Source organism: Streptomyces sp. NPDC101225, assembly GCF_044767585.1.
GTDB lineage: Bacteria > Actinomycetota > Actinomycetes > Streptomycetales > Streptomycetaceae > Streptomyces.
This window is the reverse complement of sequence record NZ_JBIWOE010000038.1, coordinates 21,616-46,423: the sequence shown is the minus strand read 5'-3', so window position 1 is coordinate 46,423 and position 24,808 is coordinate 21,616. Positions and strand designations below refer to the sequence as shown.

Annotated in this window: 22 protein-coding genes and 1 riboswitch; of the genes, 7 read left to right on the top strand and 15 right to left on the bottom strand. The window is 71.2% G+C overall.

Annotated elements, in window-relative coordinates:
* Window positions 1-350 precede the first annotated feature (350 nt).
* Window positions 351-761 carry a VOC family protein gene (locus ACIRPX_RS36275; RefSeq protein WP_404203314.1) on the bottom strand — a complete coding sequence of 137 codons (411 nt, stop codon included), beginning with the start codon at window positions 759-761 and terminating at the stop codon, window positions 351-353.
* An 89-nt stretch (window positions 762-850) separates the two neighbouring features.
* Window positions 851-1,243, bottom strand: coding sequence for a helix-turn-helix domain-containing protein (locus ACIRPX_RS36270; RefSeq protein WP_404203312.1), 393 nt, complete (start codon window positions 1,241-1,243; stop codon window positions 851-853).
* 412 nt (window positions 1,244-1,655) lie between these two features.
* Here ACIRPX_RS36270 and ACIRPX_RS36265 point away from each other — a divergent pair, with 412 nt between their 5' ends.
* The 3 genes from ACIRPX_RS36265 (at window position 1,656) to ACIRPX_RS36255 (ending at window position 5,152) form a co-directional block, all read left to right on the top strand.
* A complete protein-coding gene (locus tag ACIRPX_RS36265; RefSeq protein WP_404203311.1) occupies window positions 1,656-2,666 on the top strand; it encodes a hypothetical protein in 1,011 nt (336 codons plus the stop codon).
* 337 nt (window positions 2,667-3,003) lie between these two features.
* The gene (locus ACIRPX_RS36260) at window positions 3,004-3,597 is read left to right on the top strand and encodes a DUF4291 domain-containing protein (protein ID WP_404203309.1); all 594 of its coding nucleotides are present in this window, start codon (window positions 3,004-3,006) and stop codon (window positions 3,595-3,597) included.
* A gap of 331 nt (window positions 3,598-3,928) precedes the next feature.
* On the top strand, window positions 3,929-5,152 hold the full coding sequence (locus tag ACIRPX_RS36255; RefSeq protein ID WP_404203307.1) for a hypothetical protein: 1,224 nt from the start codon (window positions 3,929-3,931) through the stop codon (window positions 5,150-5,152).
* A 53-nt stretch (window positions 5,153-5,205) separates the two neighbouring features.
* Here the strand turns inward: ACIRPX_RS36255 and ACIRPX_RS36250 are convergent, their stop codons facing one another.
* Together ACIRPX_RS36250 and ACIRPX_RS36245 are read right to left on the bottom strand one after the other, a co-directional pair.
* A complete protein-coding gene (locus ACIRPX_RS36250) occupies window positions 5,206-6,039 on the bottom strand; it encodes a DUF429 domain-containing protein (RefSeq protein ID WP_404203305.1) in 834 nt (277 codons plus the stop codon).
* A gap of 43 nt (window positions 6,040-6,082) precedes the next feature.
* Complete coding sequence (locus ACIRPX_RS36245; RefSeq protein ID WP_404203303.1) at window positions 6,083-7,324, bottom strand: MBL fold metallo-hydrolase; 1,242 nt, start codon at window positions 7,322-7,324, stop codon at window positions 6,083-6,085.
* Window positions 7,325-7,691: 367 nt separating this feature from the next.
* Here ACIRPX_RS36245 and ACIRPX_RS36240 point away from each other — a divergent pair, with 367 nt between their 5' ends.
* From ACIRPX_RS36240 to ACIRPX_RS36230, 3 genes are all read left to right on the top strand, one after another.
* Complete coding sequence (locus ACIRPX_RS36240) at window positions 7,692-8,870, top strand: Glu/Leu/Phe/Val dehydrogenase dimerization domain-containing protein (RefSeq protein WP_404203301.1); 1,179 nt, start codon at window positions 7,692-7,694, stop codon at window positions 8,868-8,870.
* Window positions 8,871-9,210: 340 nt separating this feature from the next.
* Window positions 9,211-9,501, top strand: a complete 291-nt coding sequence (locus ACIRPX_RS36235) for a hypothetical protein (protein WP_404203299.1) — start codon at window positions 9,211-9,213, stop codon at window positions 9,499-9,501.
* 45 nt (window positions 9,502-9,546) lie between these two features.
* On the top strand, window positions 9,547-10,158 hold the full coding sequence (locus ACIRPX_RS36230; RefSeq protein ID WP_404203297.1) for a TetR/AcrR family transcriptional regulator: 612 nt from the start codon (window positions 9,547-9,549) through the stop codon (window positions 10,156-10,158).
* A 59-nt stretch (window positions 10,159-10,217) separates the two neighbouring features.
* On the opposite strand, the gene ACIRPX_RS36225 is transcribed toward ACIRPX_RS36230, so the two are convergent.
* The 3 genes from ACIRPX_RS36225 to ACIRPX_RS36215 form a co-directional block, all read right to left on the bottom strand.
* Window positions 10,218-11,003, bottom strand: a complete 786-nt coding sequence (locus ACIRPX_RS36225; protein WP_404203381.1) for an SGNH/GDSL hydrolase family protein — start codon at window positions 11,001-11,003, stop codon at window positions 10,218-10,220.
* Between the two features lie 277 nt (window positions 11,004-11,280).
* The gene (locus tag ACIRPX_RS36220) at window positions 11,281-12,216 is read right to left on the bottom strand and encodes a peptidoglycan DD-metalloendopeptidase family protein (RefSeq protein WP_404203295.1); all 936 of its coding nucleotides are present in this window, start codon (window positions 12,214-12,216) and stop codon (window positions 11,281-11,283) included.
* 4 nt (window positions 12,217-12,220) lie between these two features.
* Window positions 12,221-12,379: riboswitch (cyclic di-AMP (ydaO/yuaA leader) on the bottom strand.
* A 296-nt stretch (window positions 12,380-12,675) separates the two neighbouring features.
* A complete protein-coding gene (locus ACIRPX_RS36215) occupies window positions 12,676-14,754 on the bottom strand; it encodes an alpha-galactosidase (RefSeq protein ID WP_404203293.1) in 2,079 nt (692 codons plus the stop codon).
* A 171-nt stretch (window positions 14,755-14,925) separates the two neighbouring features.
* Here ACIRPX_RS36215 and ACIRPX_RS36210 point away from each other — a divergent pair, with 171 nt between their 5' ends.
* Entirely contained in the window at window positions 14,926-15,723 is a 798-nt protein-coding gene (locus ACIRPX_RS36210; protein WP_404203291.1) for a tyrosine-protein phosphatase, read from the top strand.
* A 40-nt stretch (window positions 15,724-15,763) separates the two neighbouring features.
* On the opposite strand, the gene ACIRPX_RS36205 is transcribed toward ACIRPX_RS36210, so the two are convergent.
* From ACIRPX_RS36205 to shc, 8 genes are all read right to left on the bottom strand, one after another.
* A complete protein-coding gene (locus ACIRPX_RS36205) occupies window positions 15,764-15,895 on the bottom strand; it encodes a DUF6126 family protein (RefSeq protein ID WP_404203289.1) in 132 nt (43 codons plus the stop codon).
* On the bottom strand, window positions 15,892-16,530 hold the full coding sequence (locus ACIRPX_RS36200) for a helix-turn-helix domain-containing protein (protein WP_404203287.1): 639 nt from the start codon (window positions 16,528-16,530) through the stop codon (window positions 15,892-15,894). Before ACIRPX_RS36200 ends, ACIRPX_RS36205 begins: the two co-directional genes overlap by 4 nt.
* An 80-nt stretch (window positions 16,531-16,610) precedes the next feature.
* The gene (locus ACIRPX_RS36195) at window positions 16,611-17,996 is read right to left on the bottom strand and encodes an aspartate aminotransferase family protein (RefSeq protein WP_404203285.1); all 1,386 of its coding nucleotides are present in this window, start codon (window positions 17,994-17,996) and stop codon (window positions 16,611-16,613) included.
* Entirely contained in the window at window positions 17,993-19,927 is a 1,935-nt protein-coding gene (gene dxs, locus ACIRPX_RS36190; protein ID WP_404203283.1) for a 1-deoxy-D-xylulose-5-phosphate synthase, read from the bottom strand. Before dxs ends, ACIRPX_RS36195 begins: the two co-directional genes overlap by 4 nt.
* A 31-nt stretch (window positions 19,928-19,958) precedes the next feature.
* Window positions 19,959-21,134: a flavodoxin-dependent (E)-4-hydroxy-3-methylbut-2-enyl-diphosphate synthase gene (ispG, locus tag ACIRPX_RS36185; protein WP_404203281.1), complete on the bottom strand. Its 1,176-nt coding sequence runs from the start codon at window positions 21,132-21,134 to the stop codon at window positions 19,959-19,961.
* A 4-nt stretch (window positions 21,135-21,138) separates the two neighbouring features.
* Window positions 21,139-22,161 carry an adenosyl-hopene transferase HpnH gene (gene hpnH / locus ACIRPX_RS36180; protein ID WP_089107242.1) on the bottom strand — a complete coding sequence of 341 codons (1,023 nt, stop codon included), beginning with the start codon at window positions 22,159-22,161 and terminating at the stop codon, window positions 21,139-21,141.
* A gap of 5 nt (window positions 22,162-22,166) precedes the next feature.
* Window positions 22,167-22,808 carry a 1-hydroxy-2-methyl-2-butenyl 4-diphosphate reductase gene (locus tag ACIRPX_RS36175; RefSeq protein WP_404203279.1) on the bottom strand — a complete coding sequence of 214 codons (642 nt, stop codon included), beginning with the start codon at window positions 22,806-22,808 and terminating at the stop codon, window positions 22,167-22,169.
* Window positions 22,805-24,808 (bottom strand): squalene--hopene cyclase, encoded by a 2,004-nt coding sequence (gene shc / locus ACIRPX_RS36170; RefSeq protein WP_404203277.1) that lies wholly within the window; start codon window positions 24,806-24,808, stop codon window positions 22,805-22,807. Before shc ends, ACIRPX_RS36175 begins: the two co-directional genes overlap by 4 nt.

Genomic DNA, 24,808 nt, shown 5'->3' with positions numbered 1-24,808 from the left:
GCAGGCGGGCGCCCGATGGACACTCACAGTAGTCGTCAACGCATCATGTGCGGTGGGCAGTTGACAAAGTCCCACGCCCAGCGTCCCGCTCTGGTATGAGGCGTCGTACGACAGGCCGACAAACCGAACGACGCCATGAACCTGCCAGGCAACAGAACGATCAGAGCTGGTCAGAAGCGGTCACACCGATGCGGCGAGGGCCGGGGAGCATCCGCCCCCCGGCCCTCGCCGGCCGATCCCCACCACCCGCCGTCCACGCCTTCGACTCCACCCCAGGAGCCTCCAGGGCCTCCAGAGCCGGCGAAACCCTCCCCCCGAACATGACGCAGCGTATCGACGACGGGGTCCGGCTACGCCTTGGGCTGAGTGAAGCGAATGCTGTTGCCGAAGGGGTCGCGCAGGCCGCAGTCGATGCCGTACTCGCGCTCGGTGGGCTCCTCGGTGAACTCGACGCCCTTGGCCCGCAGCGCGTCGTACGTCTTGCGGCAGTCGTCCGTGCCGAAGATGAGGAAACCTCCCGTCGCCCCCTTGGTCAGCAGGTCGCGGACCTGCTCCGCGATCTCGTCGGACAGCCGCGGCGGGCCGGGCCTCTCCAGCAGGACCTCGCGGTCCGGCTGTCCGGGGACGTTGACGGTCAGCCAGCGCATGAAGCCGAGGTCGGCGTCGGTGTTGACCTCCAGGCCGAGCTTGCCGACGTAGAAGTCGAGGGCCTCGTCCTGGTCGAGGACGTAGATCTGCGAGTGCGTGATTCCTGTGAACATGCACCTCACGCTACGAGCCCGGCCGCGGGAAAACTTATCCAGAACTGCTCTGTCGCCCGCAGGCCGCCGGACGTCGCCCGGGCGGACGCTCACGCACCCGGCCGCATCCACGCCATCGTGAAGCAGGTGGGGACATCCAGGGCGACGGCCTGCCTGCGGTAGTCCCGCGGCGAGCGGCCCACGATGTCCCGGAACGTGCGGCTGAAGGTGCCCGGGCTGCCGAAGCCGACCTCGAAGCAGATGTCCGTGATGCTGCGGTCGCTCTCCCGCAGCAGGAACATCGCCCGCTCCACGCGCCGCCGCTGCAGATAGCGGTGCGGCGTCTCGCCGAACGTGGCGCGGAAGGTGCGCGCGAAGTGGGCCGGGGAGACATGGGCGATCCGCGCCAGGGCCGGCACGTCCAGCGGCTGCGCGTACGCGCGGTCCATCGCGTCCCGGGCCCGCAGCATGCGGCGGTTGGTCTCCTCGGAGGCGCGGCTCACGGGGCCATCACACCATGTCCGCGCGCAGGGAGCGGTCGGGACCCGGTCTCCGTCCGGTACGAGCGCGTGGACGGCGCGGGCGAACGAGGTGACACCGGTGACGTGCCGGGAGCCTCGCCCGTGCCGGGTCCGCCCGGCACCCGTCTCGCGCCGAGTGGGGCACGTCGGACGCACGGGGTCCGGAGACCGCCGTGGGCGGCGACGCGACGCAGAAGATCGCGTTCACCGGTACGTGCGACGGCCCGTCACCCCTGCGGGTGAGCGGGAATGGCGTCCGCGAGGAGGTACACGGAGATTCACCGCCAGACCGGTGATACTCCGGTGGCGCCTGGCGGGAACCGAACGGCTTCTGCTCTAGCGTCCCGAGCGGGCCGGGATCGGTGACAGGGCTCACCGCGCGACGGAAGGACACATGATGGGACGTCGGCTTCTGACGCGTGGTCTGTTGTCGGCTGCCGTCGGACTGAACCTCCTCGTGCTGGCCGCGTGCGGCGTCGAGAGGTCCACCGGCGTCTCGTCCCCCGGCGGGAGTCAGGTCAGGGCGCCACGCGAGTTCAGCGGCATCGCCTGGCTCGCCACCGAAGGCAACTCCACCGGCCCGGGGCACGACGCGGAGCCACGAGAGGTCTTCCTGGTCTGCCACGACGCGAGGGACAACGACGCCGAACGCGACCTGCCGCGCCTGGCGATCGTACGGACGCCCGTCGACCCCGACGGGATCAGCGTCGAGGAACTTCACGTGGACTTCCCCAGCGTGCCCAACGACCTCGAGAGCATTGCCCGGCTGCCGGGCCGGGACGAAGCGCTGCTGGCGGAGAGCAATGCCGACGGCAACGACCCCGACCCCACCATCTACCTCGCGCGGTGGGACAAGAACCTCGACGTGGAGATCGCGGGCTCGGTGCCGTGGCCGAAGACACCCGAGCCGCTCACCAACGTCGAGGCCACGGCCGTCGCGACGGTCGGCGGACGGGACTACTTCGTGTACGCCGAGCGGGCGCAGGGAAGTGACACCACCCGCATCAACATGACGCGCCTGACGGTCCGCAGGAGCGGTGCGATCACCTTCGGCAGGAAATGGACGTCGGTCTCGTTCACCGCGCCCGAGCCTCCGGGCGCGCGCCCTGCCTCGGGCCTCGACATCGACACGAAGGGCAATCTCTACGTCTCGTCCGCGTACGACCCCGGTGACGTCGGTCCCTTCGACAGTGCCGTGTACCGCGCGGCCACGGTCCGGCGGGGCGGTCCCCTCGGCGCGAAGCTGGCTGCGGTCAGGCCGCCGCAGCTGCTTGCCCGGAGCTCGGGGCTCAAGGTCGAGGGCGTCGCCCTGGTCTCCGGCTCCTTTCCGATCTTCATCAGTGACGACGACGAGGACTACGGCGGCCTGCTGCGGCAGCTGCGCGTGACGGAGCCCGCGGGTTGACCCGGCATCGGACGGCGTGTCGGCGCGATGCCGCCGGGGCGGCGCACCGGCCCACGCAGGCAGGAGCGCCGAAGTGCCCGGCCGCATCCGATCACGGCGCAGGGTGAGGACACGGCGCTCCAGCGAAACACCACCCACCCGGTGGTGAACGCGGCCTGATGATCCATGCCAAGCCGCGTCTGCAGATCCTTGACGCCCGCTCCGGCGAACCTGACGGCCCGCACACGGATGATCACCTGCGCCGGGCGAACGGTGCCGCGGCCTACATGCGCTGTCGCGACGAGTGACGGGCGAAAATCGGTGGCCACGTGATCCGGCCGACCCCAGGCTGTACGCCATGGAAGAACCGCCCCGCAGGATCCGCGCGCGCCATACGGCGTCCACGATCACCGTCTATCAGGCGTACTCCCCTGCCATCGGACTGCCCGCCGTCCGTGACGGTCGTTTTCCCGCCGCGTGGAAGCCTGGCCGCATGACGTGGGTCAAACCCTCGTTCCTGTGGATGATGTACCGCTGCGGATGGGGCACGAAGGAGGGCCAGGAGACCGTTCTGGCCGTCGAGATCACCCGCGACGGGTTCGAGTGGGCGCTGCGCGAGGCGTGTCTTTCGCACTACGCGCACGGGCTGCACGAGAGCCAGGCCGCCTGGAAACGGGAGTTGAGGCGCTCACCGACCCGTGTCCAGTGGGATCCCGAACGCGATCTTCACCTGCGCCCCCTGCCGTACCGCTCGCTGCAACTGGGGCTCTCGGGTGAGGCATCGTCGCGTTACGCGGACGAGTGGATCGTGTCCATCGGTGACGTGACTCGGCTCGCCAACGAAATCCGCACGCTCGTCAGGAACGGCGACCTGGACTCAGCGGCCCGTCTGCTTCCTCAAGAACGGGTGTACCCCGCCGACGAGGAACTACTGGCGCGCCTGCGCCCCTGACCGGCAGTCCGGGCGCAAGGGCCGGCATCACCCCTGGGGCACACGGCACAACAGGCCCGTGAACGCGCCACGGCCCGCCTCCGTTGCTGCCCCGCCGACAGACACTCACATGCCTGTCCAAGCCGACGCTGTTAGGTGCCGCCTCGTGAGTACATGCATCCATGGCGGCATCGAGTCTCCCCAGCGGGCCGCTGCGGCAGAACGCACGAGCGGTCGCCGCGGGACGTACCGGACATGCAACTGTTCGGGATCGGCAAGTGTCTAGGGATGGCAGGGCTGTTCTCCTCGACAACACCACCCGTTCGCCCGCGGTCCAACAGGGGTTCTCTCGATGCCGAAGCCGAAGCTCCCGCACAACCGTCACGCCTCCCGTGCCGCCGTTGCCGCGCTCGGCGCTGCCGGCCTGATCGCGCTGGCCACGGCTCCCGCCGCCTTCGCCGAGGAAACCGCACCCGAACTGGTCGTTGGAGGCGTCGAACCGATCGACGGGGTGAAGCCGGGGGACGTCTTCGATGTACCGGCCACCGTGGCGAACAAGGGCGCCTCAGCCGTCGAGAAGGTGTGGGTCTCCTACTCCGTCACCCGGGGGCTCGACTTCGCGGAGGTCCCCTCCAACTGTCAGGTGCAACACGTCCGGCCCTACGACGAGATGCCCGAGAGACGGACGGCGGTGTGCGCGTTCGACCAGGCGGTGGAGCCGGGCGTCGTCTACACGCCCGACCGGCCCCTCCGCGTCACGGCACTGGACCGCTCGCTCAACGAGGAACTGCGCCTGCGGGTCGGGGACGTCGATCCCGGGGCTGACGACAACGGCACTCCGCCCGTGGCGGGAACCGCGCCGGCGATGCGGCTGGTCGAGGCGCAGAGCGGAGGCGAGGGTTCCGCGCGAGTCGTCGACGTGCCCGTCACCTCCGTCAACACGGCCGACTACCAGGTGACCGGTGCCGCGTTGAAGGGGAGCGTCGGCGACACGGTGACGATGAAGGTGACGTTCACCAACGCCGGGCCCGCCTGGGTCATGCCCAGAAAGGGGGACCGCGTCGTCAGCGTGAGGGTCACGCCTCCCGCTGGAACGTCGGTCGTCAAACGCGCCCCGTTCTGCCGGGCCAGAGGGAAGGCGTACGTCTGCGGCATGCGGTCGCTCAACGAGGGCAGCCAGGAGACCTACACCTTCGAGCTGAAGATCGACAAGCGGGTGGCGGACGCCAAGGGCTCGGTGGCGCTGAGCACCGAGCCGCGGCCGTTCGACCCCGACAAGACCAACGACCAGGCCGACATCACACTCGACGTCATCGGTGGCGGGCCGACCGGCTCGGCGGGCAGCTCGACCGGCGGTTCGGGCGGATCAGCCGGCAGCGGTTCGGGCGGAACGTCGTCCACCGGCGACGACGGGACGACGACGCACGGCGGCACGCTCGCGGACACCGGCTCCCCGACGCTGCCGGTCGCGACCACGGCTGCCGCGGCGGTCGCCACAGGTGCGGGCATGCTGGTCGTCACGCGCCGCCGCCGAGCCCAGAGCCTGAGCCGAGGTCCATCCCACCCGACTCGTTGAACGGTCGGCACGAAGAAAGGCAGGCCATCCCCCTCACCTCACCCCACCCCCCATCAGCGCAGTCCGCCGAGGTCACCCCCCGGCAGATGAATCCAGCCCTCGCGCTGCGCGGCCTCCCGCTCGTGCGGCGTGTCCGGTCGGCCGGTGTCGCCCAGCAGGACCGCGCGGGCGACCAGTGCGCAGATCAGGGCGTCGAGGTGGTCGTGGCTGTCGAGGCAGGCCGCGCGCACCTGCTCGGGCAGATGCAGCCCGAGGCCCTCCTCGATCGAGCCGACCACGCGCTCGCGCACCTCGCGGGACTCCGGCCCGGGGGTCTTGTAACTGCGCCCCGGGCGGATTCCCCACAGACTCAGCGCGGCGGCCGGGTACACCTCGGCGATGACACCCGAACCGTCCCGGGGCACGGCGACGCCCGCCGCCGCGAGGGCGTCGAGGAGACGGGCCGCCCGAAGGGCGACGACGCCCAGCAGATCGGTGGACACCGACAGCGGAGGGCGCTTCGCGGTGGCCTTCCAGGTGAGGTCGTCGGTCAGCCGGAACCGCGACGGGTCCAGGCCCGCCCGCCCGTCCGCCCGCTCCTCGAACCGGGCCGGCGGAGGCAGTCGTACGCCCTGATGGTGGGCGAGGACCAGGGCCACGAAGCTGGAGGGCCAGCCGAGCGGGCAGTCCAGGCCGGTCTTGTCGGCGCTCCGGATCAGGGCCAGCAGGTCCTCGTCGGCCGGCGGCGCGACGAACTCCGGCGTCACGGCGCCCTCGGCCGTCCACTCCACCCGGCACACGGCGGTCCGCCGTGCGCGCGCGGCCAGGTCGATGCCGACCGTCACCGCCGGAAGGCGGCGCGGACCTCTCGTGGCAAGGCCCTCCTCCGGCAGACCGTCCCCGGTCATGGCCTCCCACTCCCCTGTCTCCGACGCCGACGCCTCGGTGAGGTCAGCTCGCCGGAACCCTCTCGGGCTCTCCCGTGCCCTCGGCGCCGTCCGCGCCGGTCCGGGCCTCGGCCCCGGGGTCGGCGGCCGTCGTGATCGCGGCCTCGGCCGGCGCCTCGGGCCAGCCGCCCGCCGGGGCCAGGGCCACGGCGCGCCACCACGGCTCGGTCGGCACGGTCTCGGCAGTGGGCTCGAAGGGCTCCCCGGGCCGGGGCACGGCGATGCGGGAGCCGGTCGCGCGGGCGGCCGCGACGGTGCCCTCGCCGGGCTCCGCCCACGCGTGCGTGGCCAGGTTGAAGGTCGCCCAGTGGATCGGCATCATCACGCCGTGCGGAGCGCCGCCCTGCAGGTCGAGGTGGGCGCGCATGCCCTCCTCCGGCGTCATGTGGATGTCGGGCCAGAAGTCGGAGTAGGCGCCGATCTGGATCATCGTGGCGTCGAAGGGGCCGTGCTCGGCGCCGATCTCCCGGAAGCCGTCGAAGTACCCGGTGTCGCCGCTGTGGAAGACGCGGTGCTCGGGGCCGGCGACGGACCAGGAGGCCCACAGGGTGTGCTGGGTGTTGCGCAGGCCGCGGCCGCAGAAGTGGCGCGCCGGGGTGGCGGTCAGGGTGAGTCCGCCGATCTTGGTCGCCTCGTGCCAGTCCAGCTCGCGCAGCCGGTCCGCGGAGACGCCCCAGCGTTCGAGGTGGGCACCGACGCCGAGGGGCACGGCGAACAGCGTGTCCGTGCCGGCCAGCGCCTTGATGGTGGGCAGGTCGAGGTGGTCGTAGTGGTCGTGCGAGATGACGACGACGTCGACCGGGCCGAGCGCGGCCAGAGGCAGCGGAACCGGGTGCAGCCGCTTGGGCCCGACGAAGGAGAAGGGGGAGCAGCGCTCGCCCCACACGGGGTCGAAGAGCACCCGCTGCCCGTCGATCTCGGCGAGCACGCTGGAGTGGCCCATCCAGGTCAGCCGCAGCCCTGTGGCGGGCGGCCCGGCGATGTCGGCGAGCGTGGTGGGGTGCACGGGAATGGTGCCCTCGGGGGAGCGCCGGGGGCGCTCGTCCTTGTCGAAGAAGACCTTCGCGAACTCCACCGCGGAGCCGGAGGGCCGGGTCCGGGCGGTGCCGCCGGGATTCTGGAAGACACCGTCCTTGAAGTGCGGCGATCTGCGGATGCGCGCGAGGCGCTCACCGCTCGGGTCCGCGCCGAAGGCCTCGGGCCGCAGCGCACGGAGCCCGGAGCTCAGGGAACGGAAACCGGACACGGTACCTCCAGGTGGAGTGAGTGAGGCATTCCATTATGGTCGGCGCCTCCGACAACACCCGTGTCATACGGCCACCGCGCGCACTTTCCAAGGAAAGCCCAAAGAAGACAGGTCCTTGGTGAACCCCGGAACATCGGCGTCCATTCCTGTGGCCTCGCTCGGGCCCGCCTGTCACCCGGCCCGGGCCGCACACCCATGCCGTAGGACCGCCGGCCCGGGACCGCTCCCACCCCGCGCCCGGTGCCGGCGATCGGTCCAGCACGTTGACAGGACACGCTCACACTTCCAATACTGACCCACTGTTCAGTAATCGTCTCGCCCTCGACGCGCCCGGCCCCGCCCTGATCACCGTTCGCGAGGAGACCTCATGACCACCCCCCTGATGTCGCTCACCTGGACCGACCACCTCACCGGCCGCCAGGGCTTCCTGGTCGTCGACCGCCTGGTGCGCGGCGTCTCCAGCGGCGGTCTGCGCATGCGCGAGGGCTGCACCCTCGACGAGGTCACCGGACTCGCCCGCGGCATGACCATGAAGGAAGCGCTGCACTACAACCCCGAGGGCCGCTACGTTCCTCTCGGCGGCGCCAAGGGCGGCATCGACTGCGACCCGCAGGACCCGCGGTCGTACCCGCTCCTGGTGCGCTATCTGTGCGCCATGAAGCCGTACATCGAGCGCTTCTGGACCACCGGCGAGGACCTCGGTCTCACCCAGGACCTGGTGGACCGGGCCGCCGCCGAGGCGGGACTCGTGTCGTCCATCCAGGCCGTGTACCCGCTGCTCGACGACGAGGCGGCCGCGAGACGGCGGCTGGCGGACGCGTTCGCCGTCGAGGTGGACGGCATCGGGCTGGACGAGCTGGTCGGCGGCTGCGGGGTCGCCGAGGCGGCACTGGCGGCCCTGGACCGGGCGGGCGCGCCGTACGCGGGCACCCGGGTCGCCGTGCAGGGCCTGGGCACGATGGGCGGGGCCACCGCCCGCTTCCTCGCCCGTGCGGGCCTCACGGTGGTGGCCGTCGCCGACATCAAGGGCACGATCGGCAACCCGGCGGGCCTCGACGTCGAGGCGCTGCTGGCCGCACGCGACGCCTACGGCACCGTGGACCGCGCGGCGCTGCGCCCCGGCGACCGTGAACTGCCCGGTGACGCCTGGCTGTCGGCCGACGCGGAGGTGCTCGTACCGGCCGCGGTGTCCTACGCCGTCGACACCGCCAACCAGGAACACGTCACCGCCCGCTGGATCGTCGAGGCCGCCAACATGCCCGTCCTGCCCGCGGCGGAGGAGCTGCTGGCCGCGCGCGGGGTGACGGTGCTGCCCGACGTGGTCGTCAACTCCGCCACCAACGCGTGGTGGTGGTGGACCCTGTTCGGCGACATCGGCCCCCGCGCGGACGAGGCGTTCGACCACACCCGCCGCTCGATGCGCACCCTGGTGGAGCAGATGCTGGCCCGTTCGGAGGCCGACCGCACCACCCCGCGCGCGGCCGCGCACGCGATCGTCGCCGACCGCCTGCCGGTGATCGCCGAACGCTTCGGGTGGTACGGGTGAGAGCGGTCCGGCCACCGCCGGCGGGCGAGTTGTCCGCCCCCGGCCCGGTGGTGGTCGCCCGGGTCCACCGCAACGGCTCAGCCCGCCACGGCAGTTGCCCATGCACCCGGCGGGCCGACCGCCTCCACGAAGAGGATGCGGCGGCAGGAGGGTGCCGAGGGCCGGGCCGCCGTACCGGCGCCGGAGGGCGAGGCCCGGACCGAAGCGGCCGGCGGGGTCTCGCGGCGCGGGGTGTGCCTCTGCCGGCGGCCGGGCTGGGCGGTGCGACGGCCCTGGCCGCGCGGGGATGTCGTGAAGTCGCCGGAGGCGTGGGCGCGCGGCGCCGGTAGGGTCGGGCGCCATGACCGTTCAACTGTGCGTTCTGCTGTGGGCTCGGCCGGGCGCCGCCGGGGCGCTGGCCGCCTACGAGGACAGGGTGCTGGCCCTGCTGGGCGAGCACGGTGGCCGGCTGGTGCAGCGCGCCCGGGCCGACGGCGCCGACGGCCGGCCGGACGAGATCCAGCTCATCGAGTTCGCCTCGCAGTCCGGCTACGACGGCTACATGGCCGACGGGCGGCGTACCGCGCTGGCCGCCGAGCGCGACGCGGCGGTCGCCCGGACCGATCTGTACCCGGTCGAACTCGCCAAGTGACGGCCTGGCCCGGCGGCGCATGCGGTGACGGAATAGGGTGACCGCGTGGCGAGAGTGCGGTTGAGTGTGGCCGAGCGGCGTGAGGAGCTGCTGCGGGCCGCCATCGGGCAGATCGAGGCGCGGGGCGTGGCGGCGGTCAGGATCGCCGACGTGGCCTCCGCGCTCGGCGTGAGCAACGCGCTGGTGCTGTACCACTTCTCCACGAAGGAGAAGCTGGTCGCCGCCGCGTTCACGTTCGCGGCCGAGGACGACCTGGCCCATCTGCGCAAGCTCCTCGGCCGCCGCACGACGGCGCTGCGGCGGCTGCGCTCGGCGGTGCGCTGGTACGCGCCGACGGGCCAGGCCAAGGGCTGGCGGCTGTGGATCGAGGGCTGGGCGGCGGCGCTGCGCGAGACCGCGCTGCAGGACGTCACGCGCGGTCTCGACAAGCAGTGGAAGGCGGCGCTCGCCGAGGTGATCGCCGAGGGCGTGGCCGCGGACGAGTTCCGCTGCCCGGACCCGCACGGTGCGGCCCTGCGCCTGACGGCCCTGCTCGACGGGCTCGCCGTGCAGATGACGTCGTACGCCGGCGCGGTCTCCCGCGCGCGGGCGCAGGAGTGGGTGGACGACGCGCTGGCACGCGAACTGGGCCTGGAGCGGGCGGCGTTGACGGCCTGAGAGCGCCGGGCCCCCGCACGCGGCGAAGGCTCGGCGCCGTCCGGCCGGACCGGGTGGTCTCAGGCCACCTTGGAGATCCGCATCTTGATGTCGTCGGGCGAGAGCGCACCCTTGGCGGTGACGTGGTCCCCGGAGGACTCGCCGCGCAGCCGGCGGCCGATCCACGGCACCAGGTACTCACGCGCCCAGTGCACGTCGTCCCGGCGGATCTCGAGGGCGCCGCGGTGCGGGAGCGGCGGCCACGGCTGGTCCGGATCGGCCGGTACCTCGACGCCGAGGACCTGCCCGGCGCGCAGTGCCACGCGCGTGTGCCCCTCGGGTGAGAGGTGGAGCCGGTCGCCGTCCCAGGCACGGCGGTCCTGCACGGTCTTCAGGGACCACAGGTCGAGCACCGGGCAGCCGTACCGGTCGGCGATGGCCCGGACATGGCCGTTGTAGGTGGCGATCTTCCCGCGCAGGTGCTTGAGCACGGGGACGCCTCGGGTGTCGAACCCGGTGGTCACCATGACGGTGCCGGCGGCCTCGGTGAGCCGGACGACGGCCCGCTCGAAGCGCTCGGCGACCTCGTCGGGGTCGGTGCCGGGCCGGATGATGTCGTTGCCGCCCGCGCAGAAGGAGACCAGTTCCGGCTCCAGGGCGATCGCCTGGGGCACCTGGTCCGCCACGATCTGGTCGAGCAGCTTCCCGCGCACCGCCAGGTTCGTGTAGCCGAAGTCGCCCTCGGGCCTGCGGTCCGCGAGGAGCACCGCGAAACGGTCGGCCCAGCCGACGAACGCCCCGTCGGGGCCGGGGTCGCCGACGCCCTCGGTGAAGCTGTCCCCCACCGCGACGTACGACCCGATCACTGCTCTGCTGTCACTCTTCGAATCGTCTGCCACATCGACCGATGATCCACCTTCGAATGTGACCTACGCGACCGTAAGAAAGCGCCAGAAGGGGTTGACGAGCGGTGAGATAAGACACTTCTAAAGTGTTCGCCAAGCGCGGAATAACCGGCCGACCTGGGCTGTTGTCAGCTCAACCGCCCTGCCTGAACGCGGACATGCGGACATACCGAAGGCCGGACCCGGGGATCGAGGTCCGGCCTTCGGTGGCGTGTCAGGCAGGTTGCCGCCGGGGGGGTCAGCCGACGGTGACGCCCTTCGAGCGGAGGTAGGAGACCGGGTCCACGTCGGAGCCGTAGTTCGGCGTGGTGCGGATCTCGAAGTGCAGGTGCGGGCCGGTGACGTTGCCGGTCGCACCGGAGAGGCCGAGCTGCTGGCCCGCGGTCACGGCCTGGCCGGCCGAGACGGATATCTGGGACAAGTGGGCGTACTGCGCGTAGTGGCCGTCGGCCAGCCTGATGACGACCTGGTTGCCGTACGCGCCGCCCCAGCCGGCGGAGACGACCGTGCCCGAGCCGACCGCCTTGACGGTGGTGCCGGTCGGGACGACGAAGTCGACGCCGGTGTGGTAGCCGCTGGACCACATGCTGCCGGCCACCTTGTAGCCGGTACCGATGGCGGAGCTGTTCACCGGGAGGGTGAAGCCGCTGCCGGTGGTCTTGGAGGCCTGCGTCGCGGTGGTCTTCTGCGCCGACGACTTCTTCGCGGCCTGCTTCTTGGCGGCCGGCTTCTTGGCCGGGGCCTTCGGGGCGGCCGAGGACTTGGTGGCGCTCGGCGCGGCCTTCTTGCCGAGCGTCAGCTTCAGGCCCGGGTGGATCAGCGACGGGTCGTCGCCGACGGCCTGGCGGTTGTCCGAGTAGATCTTCTTCCAGCCACCGGACACGTGCTGCTCGTCGGCGATCTTCGCGAGATAGTCGCCGGACCGCACCGAATAGGTCCGAACGCCGTCGTGATGCGCGGCATTCTTCTTCTCGGTGGCCTTCTTCTCGGCGCCCGGAAGGGACTGGACGGCTTTTTGCGAAACCGACTGGGAAACGGAGTCGGCGGTGGCGGCGTGGGCGCCGGTGGCGCCCATGAGCGGGAGCGCGAGCGCGGCGCCACCGGTTCCGGCGACGGCGATGGTGCGGGTGAAGCGCAGGGACTTCGGACGGCGGTGCTTACCCTTCGCGGGCATGACGAATTCCTCTCCGGCGCCTACGAGGTGAGCTGTCGGGTGCGAGCTGGAGATGCCCGGCCGCGCGTTCGACGCGGCTTTACCCCAAGCCGTTCCGGAGACCGGAACAGGCGGTGATACCTGTGGGTCCCCCGCTCCTGCCGTTCACGGGTGAGTTGTGCGGGCACCGGACGGCGGCAGGATTGGGCGTCCGTCCGGATCGGTGGCGAACGTAAGCGACGAGGACGCAATGGGACAAGTGACGGTTCCCCGGGAAAGCGTTTCTGTTGATCCTCAATGGGAAACAGTGGTGACCCTGCGTGGATTACGGAGGTGTCTTCCCGGTCGAATTCCCTTGTGAAACGCGTGAATTACGTGAACATGACGGACCACGTTCGGTCACGGATATGACGCTCCTCACGCGCCGTGCCGCCAGGATGCCTTATTCCGGAGCGAGTTCGGCCAATACGGACACATCGCTCAGATGCGGCGCAGCCGGAGGACGGCCGCGTCGAGATCACCGCGCAGCCCGGTCCGCAGTCCGTGATGCAGAAGGACGGCACCCCTATGGATTTCGCCCGTTTCGTGGCATTCGTACGAGGCTGCCGGGTCAAGACCCTTCAGCCGCAGCGCGGGTACGGGTTCGCCGTAGCGCTGTGCCTGGAGCCAGGCGAGGACGACCGCGTCGTCCCCGCGCACGTACTGCACCGCGCTCAGCCCGCCCGCCGGCGGCCGCAGCCGGTAGAGCTCGCCGTGCTGCACCAGAGGCCGGATCCGCCGGTACAGGGCCACCCACTCCCCCGCCTCGGCCAGCTCCTCCTCGCTCCAGCGGGTGAGGTCGCCGCCGACTCCGAGCACGCCGGCCATGGCACTGACGAACCGGAAGCGCAGCGAGCTGACGCGGCCGTTGAGCTGGGTGTTGGGGCTGTCGGTGACCCAGGCGGCCATCACGCGCGCGGGATGGATCTGGCTGAAGCCGTGCTGGACGGCCAGCCGGTCGAGCGGATCGGTGTTGTCGGAGGTCCACACCTGGTCCGTGCGGCTCATGATCCCCAGGTCGATGCGCCCGCCGCCGCCCGAGCACGACTCGAAGGCGACACCGGGGTGCGCCGCGCGCAGCCGGTCCAACAGGGCGTACAGGGCGTGGACATGGTCGGTCCACAGCCGCTGCGGATACGGCTCGCCGGGCCAGCCCGCGTCGGTGAAGGCGCGGTTGAAGTCCCACTTCACATAGTCGATCGGGGCACTGGACAGCAGTGTGTCGAGCTGCTGCCACAGATACTCCTGGACGTCCTCGCGGGCCAGGTTCAGTACGAGCTGATTGCGTAGTTCCGTACGCTTTCGTCCCAACTGGAACTGGACCCAGTCGGGGTGCTCGCGGTACAGGTCGCTGTCCGGGTTGACCATCTCGGGCTCGACCCAGATGCCGAACTGCATGCCGAGGGCGTGCACATGGTCCGCGAGGGGCTTCAGCCCCTGGGGGAAGCGGTCCGGGTTCGGCGTCCAGTCGCCGAGTCCGGCCCGGTCGCTGGTGCGCCTGCCGAACCAGCCGTCGTCGACGACGAACAGCTCGACGCCGATCGCGGCGGCCCGCCGGGCGAGCGCCGTCTGCTGCTCCTCGGAGATGTCGAACTCCGTGGCCTCCCAGGAGTTGAACAGCACCGGGCGGTCCCGGTCCGCGTCCGGGATCACGTACGCGCGCTGGTAGGCGTGCCAGCCGCGGCTCGCGCCGCCGAAGCCGCCGTCGCTCCACAGGCCGGCGAAGACGGGTGTCGTGTACGACTCCCCCGCCGCCAGGAGCAGCAGCCCGGAGTCGTCGTGTCCGGCGCCGCCGGTGATCTGCACGCGCGCGTCCGGCAGCTGCGCCACCGCGATCCGCCACGAGCCCGACCAACCCAGCGCGCAGCCGTAGACCTCGCCGCGGTCCTCGGTCGCGTCCGTGTCGAGGGCGACCCAGGGCAGGTGCTGGTGCCCGGTGTGGCCGCGGCGGCTGCCGATGACCTTCTCCCCGTAGGTGAGGGGCGCGCCGGTCAGCCGGGACTCGGCGGCCCAGCGCCCGTGCAGCTGGGACAGCCGCCAGCCCTCACGCTCGGGCAGCGTCCAGGTGGCGGCGTCGGCCCGCAGCAGCTCCAGCGCGGGCCCCTCGTTGGCGAGGCTCACCCAGCGCTCCAGGACGTCGTGCCGCATGCGGTAGTGCAGCGTGATCGTCAGCCCTCCGTCGCGGAACCGCAGCCGCAGCCCGCCGTCGGCCCCGGGCTCGGTGTCGTGGGCCTCGAAGTGCCACTCGGTCCCGCGCCGCTCGCCGTCGCGGACCGACAGGGCGGGGCGCACGAAGCGGGGGCCGCCCTCGACCGGGTACTCCTCGCGCCCGTCGAGCGGGGACTCGAAGGGCCGGTAGTCGGGAAGCGGGCGCACGGCGAGGGCCTCGGCGTCGGCGAGCGTGATCCTCGGGCCCCAGTGCAGGTGCAGCAGCTCGTCGTCCTCGGTGAGGTGCACGGCGTAACTGCTCGCCGGCCCGCTGAGGAGCCATGTACGGCCGTTGTCGGCGATCTCCAGCATGCCAGCCCCCACACATCCGAACAGGTGCGATCAATTGCCAACATCATCAGGGGCGGTGAGGCCTGGTCGCAACGCCTGTGGACAACTCATTGCCTCAGGAATCCATGTCGTATGGTCGACGGAGCGCCCGTCGACGAGTCGCGCCGTTCGGGCGGAGTGGGAGGAGCACCCGTGACGCAGCAGATTCCGTCGACCGACCCCGAACTCGCCGGTGTCCGCAACTTCCGCGACGTCGGCGGCCTCCCGACCACGGACGGACGGCGGGTGCGGCACGGAGTGCTGTTCCGCAGCGGCCACCTCGCGCACGCGACCGAGGAGGACGCCGCGTTCCTGTCCGCCCTGGGCCTGCACACGATCTTCGACTTCCGCAACGCCGCGGACCAGAAGCTGGAGGGCCCGGACGTCGAGCTGCCGGGCGTGCGCAATGTGAACCTGCCGCTGACCGACCCGGCCGACGGCGCCGAGTTCTGGAAGATGGTCCGCGACGGCGAGATCGAGCAGCTGCGCGGCATCCTGGGCGACGGCCAGGCCGCCGGCCGGATGATCTCCTCCTACCGCACGATCATCAAGGAGCGCACCGCCGAGCACGCGCACGTGCTGCGCTCACTCGCCGAGGACAGCGTGCCCGCCCTCATGCACTGCGCGGCGGGCAAGGACCGTGCGGGCCTGTCCATCGCGGTGACCCTGCTCGCGCTGGGTGTCGAGCACGACGCCATCGTCACCGACTACCTGGAGTCCAACGCCAAGCACCGCCGCTACAAGGTGCACCGCAGCAGTTCCTCCGGCGCGGGGTACGCCCCCGAGGTCATGGAGCTGCTCAGCCCCTTGTTCGAGGCCCGTGCCGAGTATCTGGCGGCGGCCTTCGAGACGATCGAGCAGACCTGGGGCGACGTCGACACGTACCTGGAGCGGGGACTCGGCGTCACGCCGGCACTGCGCGAGGGCCTGCGCCGGCGGCTGCTGGACTGAGCGGGGCCGCCCTCCCGGCCGCCGCCTCCTTCCAGACGCCCTACTTCGCGCCGATCTCGAACAGCAGGTAGATGAAGGCCGCGAAGAGATGCCCCACCGCGATGTAGATGATCAGGCGGACCCACAGGGCACGGGGGAACTTCTCCTCCATGTCGCCGTTCTGGTTGCTCATACGTCTCCCGTGATCGGGCCCAGGCACAGCGTGGCCGTGGGACTCTGCAGCAAGGTGTGGACGAACAGGAGGTCGACGCCCTCGGGATCCTGGGCGGCGATCCGGTGCGGGGTCAGCGAGTCGAAATGCGCGCTGTCGCCGGGGGCCAGCAGATGGGTGGTGTCCCCCAGGCGCAACCGCAGCCGGCCCTTGAGGGCGTAGAGCCACTCCTCGCCGGGATGCACGCGCACGATGTCGCGCTGCGAGCCGTGCGGCACATGCACGCGCAGCGCCTGCATCCCGCGGCCGGAGGCACCGGCCTGCCAGTAGGTCCAGCCGCCCGCGGCGGTCGGCTCCATGTCGCCGGCGCGCACGACGGCGTCCCGAGCGGCGATCGACTCGCCCAGCAGTTCCGAGACGGTCGTACCGTAGACACGGGCAAGGGCGAGCAGCACCGGCAGCGAGGGCTGGCGCTGTCCGGTCTCCAGCCGGGAGAGATGGGCCGGCGACAGCCCGGTCGTACGGGCCGCGGCCTCCAGCGTGAGGGAGGCACGGCGGCGCAGCGCGCGGAGCTGGGGCGCGACGGCGGGCAGGATGTCCTCCGGCCCGGCCGGGGCGCCGCCCGGCGGCGCGGGCTCGGTCTCGGGAGAGCTCATGCCCTCCATTCAGCCGAAGCTTTGCCCCTGCGGCAAATTTTTTGCCTCAGAGGCAAAGCCCGGGGACCGGCCACCTGGTGCTATCGGTTGGCGACCGCCTGCTTCATCAGCGTCTTGCCGAAGTCCCACATCAGGGTGCCGCCGCTGTGGGCGTCGTCCATGACGGCGGTGAAGGCGTCCACGAAACGGTCCACCTCGGCCTCCTTGACGACCAGCGGCGGGATCAGCTTGATCACCTCCAGGTGGTCGCCGGAGACCTGCGTCAGGATGCGGTGGCGCTGCAGCAGCGGCACCACGACCATCTGCGCGAACAGGCCCTTGCGTGCCGCCTGCAGCATGGTCCAGCGGCTGCGCAGCTTCAGCGACGTGGGCCGGCCGAACTCGATGCCGATCATCAGGCCCCGGCCGCGGACGTCGGCGAGCAGCTCGTACTTGTCCCGCAGCGCCGACAGGCGGGACCTCAGCTGCTCTCCGGTCGCCCGCGCGTTGGCGACGATCTGCTCGTTCTCCATGACCGACAGCACGGCGAGCCCGGCCGCCATGGCCTGGGCGTTGGCCCCGAAGCTCGCCGAGTGGACGAGGACCCGGTCCATCGACGAGTAGACCTTCTTGAAGATCCAGTCCCTGCCGAGGGTGGCCGAGACCGGGACATAGCCGCCGGACAGCGCCTTGGCCACGCACACCAGGTCCGGCTCGACGCCGTCCTCGTGCTGGTAGGCGTAGAAGTCGCCGGTGCGGCCGAGGCCGGTCTGCACCTCGTCGGCGATCAGCAGGGCCTTGTGCCGGTGCAGGAGTTCCTGGGCGGCGCGCAGATAGCCGGGCGGGGCCGCGTGCACTCCCTTGCCCTGGATCGGCTCGACGATCAGGGCGGCGACGTCGCCCCGCTTCAGCTCCCGGGCCAGGGCGTCGAGATCACCGAGGGGTACGGCGGTGTCGGGCAGCAGCGGGGCGAAGCCGTCACGGAAGCCGTCCTCGCCGTTGACCGACAGGGAGCCGGTGGTCAGGCCATGGAAGGCGTGGTCGCAGTACAGGATCCGCGGTCTGCCGGTGGCGTAGCGGGCGAACTTCAGCGCCGTCTCCACCGCCTCGGTGCCGCTGTTCCCGAAGAACACACGGTCCAGGTGCGGGCTGTACGTGAGCAGCTTCTCGGCCAGCAGCCCGGGCAGCGGCTGGCAGTCGAAGCGGGTGAGGTCGGCGAGCTGGGCGTCGAGGACGTCGTGCAGCGCCTTGCGGACGACGGGGTGGTGGCGGCCCAGGCCCATCACCCCGAACCCGGCGAGCATGTCCAGGTAGTCGTTGCCGTCCGCGTCCCAGAAGTGGGCGCCCTCGGCGCGCTCGTAGACCTTGTCGAAGCCGATGGTGTGCAGCATGCGCGGGAGCTGCGGGTTGAGGTACCTGCCGTGCAGCTCGTAGCGCTCGGCTCCGCGCTCGGCCAGGAGAGCGCCGAGGTCGAACTCCTTGGTCATTCAGCCTTCTCCTTGAGGGTGGCGTCCGGCCGCTGCCCGACGGCCAGGGTGTGCTCGGCCTCCTTGACGGCGAGGCTCGCGCTGATCCGGCCGGCCACCTCGACGGGAGTGAGGCCGATGTCGGCCAGGACCTCGCCGCGTTTGGCGTGGGCGAGGAACTGCTCGGGGATGCCGAAGCGGCGCACGGGGACGTCGACCTCGGCGTCGCCGAGCGCGAGGGCCACCGCGGCGCCGACCCCGGAGGCGCGGCTGTTGTCCTCGACGACGGCCACCAAGCGGTGCTCGGCGGCGAGGCCGGGCAGGGCGGGGTCGACGGGCTTGACCCACCGGGGGTCGACGACGGTGCAGGAGATCCCGCGGGCCTGGAGCAGGTCGGCGGCCTGCAGGCAGACCGGCGCCATCACCCCGACGGAGACGAGCAGCACGTCGGGCCTGCCCGCGCCGCGGTGCAGGACGTCCAGGCCGCCCACCTGGTCGATCGCCGGGATCTGCGGGCCGACGTTCTCCTTCGGGAAGCGGACCAGGGTGGGTGCGTCGTCGACGGCGACGGCCTCGCGGAGCTGGGCCCGCAGCTGGTCGGCGTCGCGTGGCGCGGCGATCCGCAGACCGGGGACGACCTGGAGGATGGACATGTCCCACATGCCGTTGTGGGAGGGTCCGTCGGCGCCGGTGACGCCGGCCCGGTCCAGGACGAACGTGACGCCGCAGCGGTGCAGGGCGACGTCCATCAGGAGCTGGTCGAAGGCGCGGTTGAGGAAGGTGGCGTAGACGGCGACGACCGGGTGCAGACCGCCGGTGGCCAGACCCGCCGCGGAGACGGCGGCGTGCTGCTCGGCGATGCCGACGTCCCAGACGCGGTCGGGGAAGCGTTCGGCGAACCTGCCGAGGCCGACCGGGTGCAGCATGGCCGCCGTGATGGCGACGACGTCCTCGCGCTCGGCCCCGATCGCGGCGATCTCGTCGCCGAACACCGAGGTCCAGGACGGGCCGCCGGACGGCGCGAGAGGCTCGCAGGTGAGCGGGTCCATGACGCCGACGGTGTGGAAGTGGTCCTCCTCGTGGGCGAGGGCGGGCTCGTAGCCGCGGCCCTTCTCGGTGAGGCAGTGGATGAGGACCGGCCCGTGGAAGCGTTTCGCGCGCCTCAGGGCGGATTCGACGGCCCCGATGTCGTGGCCGTCGATCGGTCCGACGTACTTCAGGCCCAGGTCCTCGAACATGCCCTGCGGGGCGAAGGCGTCCTTGAAGCCCTTCTTGGCGCCGTGCAGGGACTCGTAGAGGGTGCCGCCGACGACGGGGGTGCGCAGCAGGACGTCCTTGCCCCAGGCGAGGACCTTCTCGTAGCCGTCGGTGGTGCGCAGCGTGGCCAGGTGGTTGGCGAGGCCGCCGATGGTGGGCGAGTAGGAGCGCTCGTTGTCGTTGACGACGATGATCAGCGGCCGGTCCTTGGCGGCCGCGATGTTGTTCAGCGCCTCCCAGGCCATGCCGCCGGTCAGGGCGCCGTCGCCGATGACGGCGACCACGTGGCCCTTCTCCCCCTGCACCTCGCGGGCCTTGGCCAGGCCGTCCGCCCAGCCGAGCGCCGTGGAGGCGTGGCTGTTCTCGACGATGTCGTGCTCGGACTCCTCGCGCGAGGGGTAGCCGGACAGGCCCCCCTTGCCGCGCAGCTTCGAGAAGTCCTGACGGCCCGTCAGGATCTTGTGCACGTAGCTCTGGTGGCCGGTGTCCCAGACGATGCGGTCGACGGGCGACTCGAAGACCCGGTGCAGGGCGATGGAGAGCTCCACCACCCCCAGATTGGGCCCGAGGTGCCCGCCGGTCCTGGCGACCGCGTGCACCAGGAACTCCCTGATCTCTTCGGACAGTTCGCCGAGTTCCGCCTCGGACAGCGCCTTCAGGTCACGTGGTCCCCGGATGTTCTCCAGAATCGTCACGCTCGGGCCCCCTCTCGGTCCGTGCCTTGCTTCAACTCACAGTCACTGCCGGTTTCCCCGTGACGGTGGGGGCGCCCGATGCGGCCCCGTCCTGCTCCATCTGCTCGGCGATCTTCATCGCCTCCTCGATGAGGGTCTCCACGATCTTCGACTCGGGCACGGTCTTGATGACCTCGCCCTTGACGAAGATCTGGCCCTTGCCGTTGCCGGAGGCGACCCCCAGATCCGCCTCCCGTGCCTCGCCGGGGCCGTTGACCACACAGCCCATGACGGCCACCCGCAACGGGACCTCCATGCCGTCCAGGCCCGCCGTGACCTCGTCGGCGAGCTTGTAGACGTCCACCTGCGCCCGCCCGCAGGACGGGCAGGAGACGATCTCCAGGCGGCGCTGCCTGAGGTTCAGCGACTCCAGGATCTGGATGCCGACCTTGACCTCCTCGGCCGGCGGCGCGCTGAGCGAGACCCGGATGGTGTCACCGATGCCCTGGGCGAGCAGCGCCCCGAAGGCGACGGCGGACTTGATCGTGCCCTGGAAGGCGGGACCGGCCTCCGTCACACCGAGGTGCAGCGGGTAGTCGCACTGGGCGGCGAGCTGCCGGTACGCCTCGATCATCACGACCGGGTCGTTGTGCTTGACCGAGATCTTGATGTCGCGGAAGTCGTGCTCCTCGAAGAGGGACGCCTCCCACAGCGCCGATTCGACGAGGGCCTCCGGGGTCGCGCGGCCGTACTTCTGCAGCAGCCGCTTGTCGAGGGAGCCGGCGTTCACACCGATGCGGATCGGGGTGCCGTGGTCCCTCGCGGCGCGCGCGATCTCCTTGACCTGGTCGTCGAACTTCTTGATGTTGCCGGGGTTCACCCGCACCGCCGCGCAGCCCGCCTCGATCGCGGCGAACACGTACTTCGGCTGGAAGTGGATGTCGGCGATGACCGGGATCTGCGACTTCCTGGCGATGGTGGCCAGCGCGTCCGCGTCGTCCTGCGTAGGACAGGCGACCCGCACGATCTGGCAGCCGGAGGCGGTGAGCTCGGCGATCTGCTGCAGGGTGGCGCCGATGTCGGAGGTGCGGGTCGTCGTCATCGACTGCACCGAGACCGGGGCGCCGCCCCCGACCGGTACCGGCCCCACATGGATCTGCCGCGAGATGCGCCGCTCGGCGATCGGCCGGGCCGGCATCTCGGGGACGCCCAGGGCGATGGCGGTCACGGCGTCACTCCCGGTTCCCGGACACCGTCTCGCGCATGGCGCGCAGAGACTCCTTCAGCGACCCCATGGTGGCGAGGACGGCGGTGGGCTCGTAGCCGCAGTGCGCCATGCAGTTGGCGCAGCGCGGGTCCTTGCCGCGGCCGTACTTGTCCCAGTCGGTCTCCTCGATCAGCTCGCGGTAGGTGGGCACGTACCCGTCGCTCATCAGGTAGCAGGGGCGCTGCCAGCCGAAGAGGGAGTAGTTCGGGATCGCCCACGCGGTGCACGGGAAGTCGACCTTGCCCTCGAGGAAGTCCAGGAACAGCGGCGAGTGGTTGAGCCGCCACTTCTTGCGGTTGCCGCCCGCGAAGGCCTTCTTGAACAGCTCGCGGGTCTGCTCCACGCCCAGGAAGTGCTCCTGGTCGGGGGCCTTCTCGTAGGCGTAGGCGGGCGAGATCATCATCTCGTCGACCTTGAGGTCGTCGTTGAGGAAGTTGAGCACCTCGATGATGGTCTGCGGGGTGTCGGTGTTGAAGAAGGTCGAGTTGGTGGTGACCCGGAAGCCGCGCCGCTTGGCCTCCTTGATCGCCTCCACGGCCTCGTCGAACACGCCCTCCTTGGCCACGGACTCGTCGTGCCGCTCACGCAGCCCGTCGATGTGCACGGCGAAGGCGAAGTACGGGGAGGGCGTGAACTTGTCCATCTTCTTGCGCAGCAGCATGGCGTTGGTGCACAGGAAGACGTACTTCCTCTTGGCCACCAGCTGCCGCACGATCTCGTCGATCTGAGGGTGCATCAGGGGCTCACCGCCCGCGATGGACACCATCGGCGCACCGGACTCCAGCACCGCGCCGACCGCCTGGGCGACCGGCATGCGCTGCTTGAGCACGCCTGCCGGGTGCTGGATCTTGCCGCAGCCCTCGCACTTCAGGTTGCATGCGAAGAGAGGTTCCAGCTCCACGATCAGCGGGAACTTGTCCCGCTTGCGAAGCTTCTGTTCAGCCAAGTACGTAGCGACCTTGATGGACTGGCGCAGCGGCATGGCCATCTGGCTCACCTCCTGGGGAGCAGCAAAGAACGGTGCCATTCGAAAAAAGCCGGAAGAACGGCACGAAGGACGCGGAAAGCCGATATTCCACCGCGCACCGTGCCGATCCGGACGAGTTCATGTTCTGGAGCGTCCACGACCACCCGTACGGCCGCAACCGGGCGCTCACCGGCGCGCACGGCGCTCAGCAGCGTCGCCGCCGATTCCATGTCGACCGCGATTGCGCCGGTTCCGAAGAGATCGGACCGTTCGTGACCGCGGACGACATGGTCGGAGCCGGCGAGAGGGCCGGTGTGGACCGTCCGTCCGGGCACCGCACGCGCGAGCTCCTTGACAAGCAGGTCGCTCCCCACACACCGAACGGTTCCGTCCGGATCGCGGGTCTCCTCGGCGACCACCAGATCGCCGGGGTGCATGCCGGGCGCCAGCCCGGCGCAGAACCCCGTGGCCAGCACGGCGGCCTCGCGCAGGGCCGGCCCGGCCAGCTGCCGGGTGACCGCCTGCCGGGCCGCCTTCGGGCCCATGCCGGTCCGCAGAACGGTGACCGGCCCGCCGGACGCACCGCGGTCGCTCGTGCGCAGGGCGAGTCGCTCGATGCCGAGCGCGCAGGCGATCAGCAGCGGGGCCGGAGCGGGCTGTGTGCTCATCGACCCCCCTTGCCGGCGGTGGCGACGACCTGGGGCTCGCCGTGCACGTACCGGCCGAGCGCGGTCAGCGGGAAGACCTGCCGGTAGAGGTGGTAGTTGATCGAGAAGTCCCAGGGGAAGCCGGTTCCGGTGAAGTACGGCTCGTCCCAGGAACCGTCCTCGCGCTGGGTGTCCGCCAGCCACTCGATGCCCCGCTCGACGGCCTTGGAGTCCCGCTCGCCGGCCGCCAGCAGCGCCATCAGCGCCCACGCGGTCTGCGAGGCGGTGGAGGCACCCCTGCCGCTCCACTCCTTGACGTACTTGTAGGAGCGCAGGTCCTCGCCCCAGCCGCCGTCGTCGTTCTGCACCTTCTCCAGCCAGGCCACGGCCCGCCGGATCGCCGGGTGCGAGCCGGGCAGCCCGGCCGCGGTGAGCGCGGGCACCACGGAGCCGGTGCCGTAGACGTAGTTGACGCCCCAGCGTCCGAACCACGAGCCGTCCGGCTCCTGTTCGGCCAGCAGCCACTCGATGCCGCGCCGGGTGCGCGGGTCGTGCGCGAGGCCCTCGACGGCCAGCATCTCCACCACGTGCGCGGTGACGTCCGCGGACGGCGGGTCGATGACCTCGCCGAAGTCGCAGAACGGCAGCCGGTTGGGGAAGGGGCTGGTGTTGTCGACGTCGAAGGCGCCCCAGGCGCCGTTCTTCGACTGCATGCCGAGGTTCCAGCGCACCGCGCGCCCGATCGCCTTCTCCACCCGCTCCGGGTCGTGGTGGCTGACCCGGCGCAGCGCGAGGGCCACCTCGGCGGTGTCGTCGATGTCGGGGTAGTTGTCGTTGTGGAACTCGAACGCCCATCCGCCGGGAGGCAGTTGGGGCCGCTTGACGGCCCAGTCGCCGGGCCGCACGATCTCCTCGCCGAGCATCCAGTCCGCCGCTCTGACGAGCTGCGGATGCTCGGCCGGCACGCCCGCGTCGGCGAGCGCGATGGTGGCCAGGCAGGTGTCCCACACCGGCGACTGGCAGGCCTCGATCATCCGGGCGCCGTCCTCGCGCCATACGGCGAACCGGTCCAGGGAGGCCAGTCCCTCGCGCATCACGGGGTGTTCGAGGTCGTAGCCGAGCAGGTAGAGGGCGATGACCGAGTACACGGCGGGCGGCTGGATGCCGCCCCAGCAGCCGTCGTTCTCCTGCCGCTCGATGATCCAGCGGGCGGCGGAGTTCATGGCGGCCTTGCGCAGCCGGCGCGGCACGACCTTGCGCGCCTGGTGCAGCATCCTGTCCAGTCGCTGGAAGGCGCCGTCCCAACTCGCCACCGGGGCAAGGGGCTTGGCCGGGCTGGGGTCGCTCGCGTCGGTGTGCAGCTCGTCCAGCCCGAAGGGTGCGGGCCGCACCGGCCGTTTGGCGGAGACGATCGTGAGCGGCACGATCGTCTGCCGGGCCCAGCAGCCGAAGTCGTAGATGTTCAGCGGCATCCACTTGGGGAAGTAGATGAGCTCCGGCGGGAGTTCGGGCAGGTCCTCCCATTTCCACCAGCCGAACAGGGCGAGCCAGATCCGGGTGAAGACGCGGGAGGCCGCGATGCCGCCCTGTTCGCGGATCCACGCCGAGGCCTTCGCCATGTGCGGAGCGTCCGGTGTGTCGCCGGCCAGGCGCAGGGCGACGTAGGCCTCGATCGTGGTGGACAGTTCCCCCGGCCCGCCGTAGAAGCTCGCCCAGGTGCCGTCCTCGCGCTGCTCGCCGCGTACGAAGAGGGCGGCGGCATGCGCGGTGGACTCGTCCAGGATGCCCAGGAACCGGCGCAGGAGCAGGTCCTCGGCGTCCATGGTCACGTTGGTCTCGAGGTCGCCCTTCCACCAGCCCTCCGCGTCCTGGCGGGAGAGCAGGAAGTCGGTGGCGCGCTGCGTGGCGCGTGCGGCGATGTCGTGCACCCCGGCCGAGGCGGGGCTCGTGCTGTCGGTGTCGCTGGCCGAGGCAGGCCGGGGCGGAAGGGCCCCGGCGCTTCCGTCGGTCGTCGCTGTCAT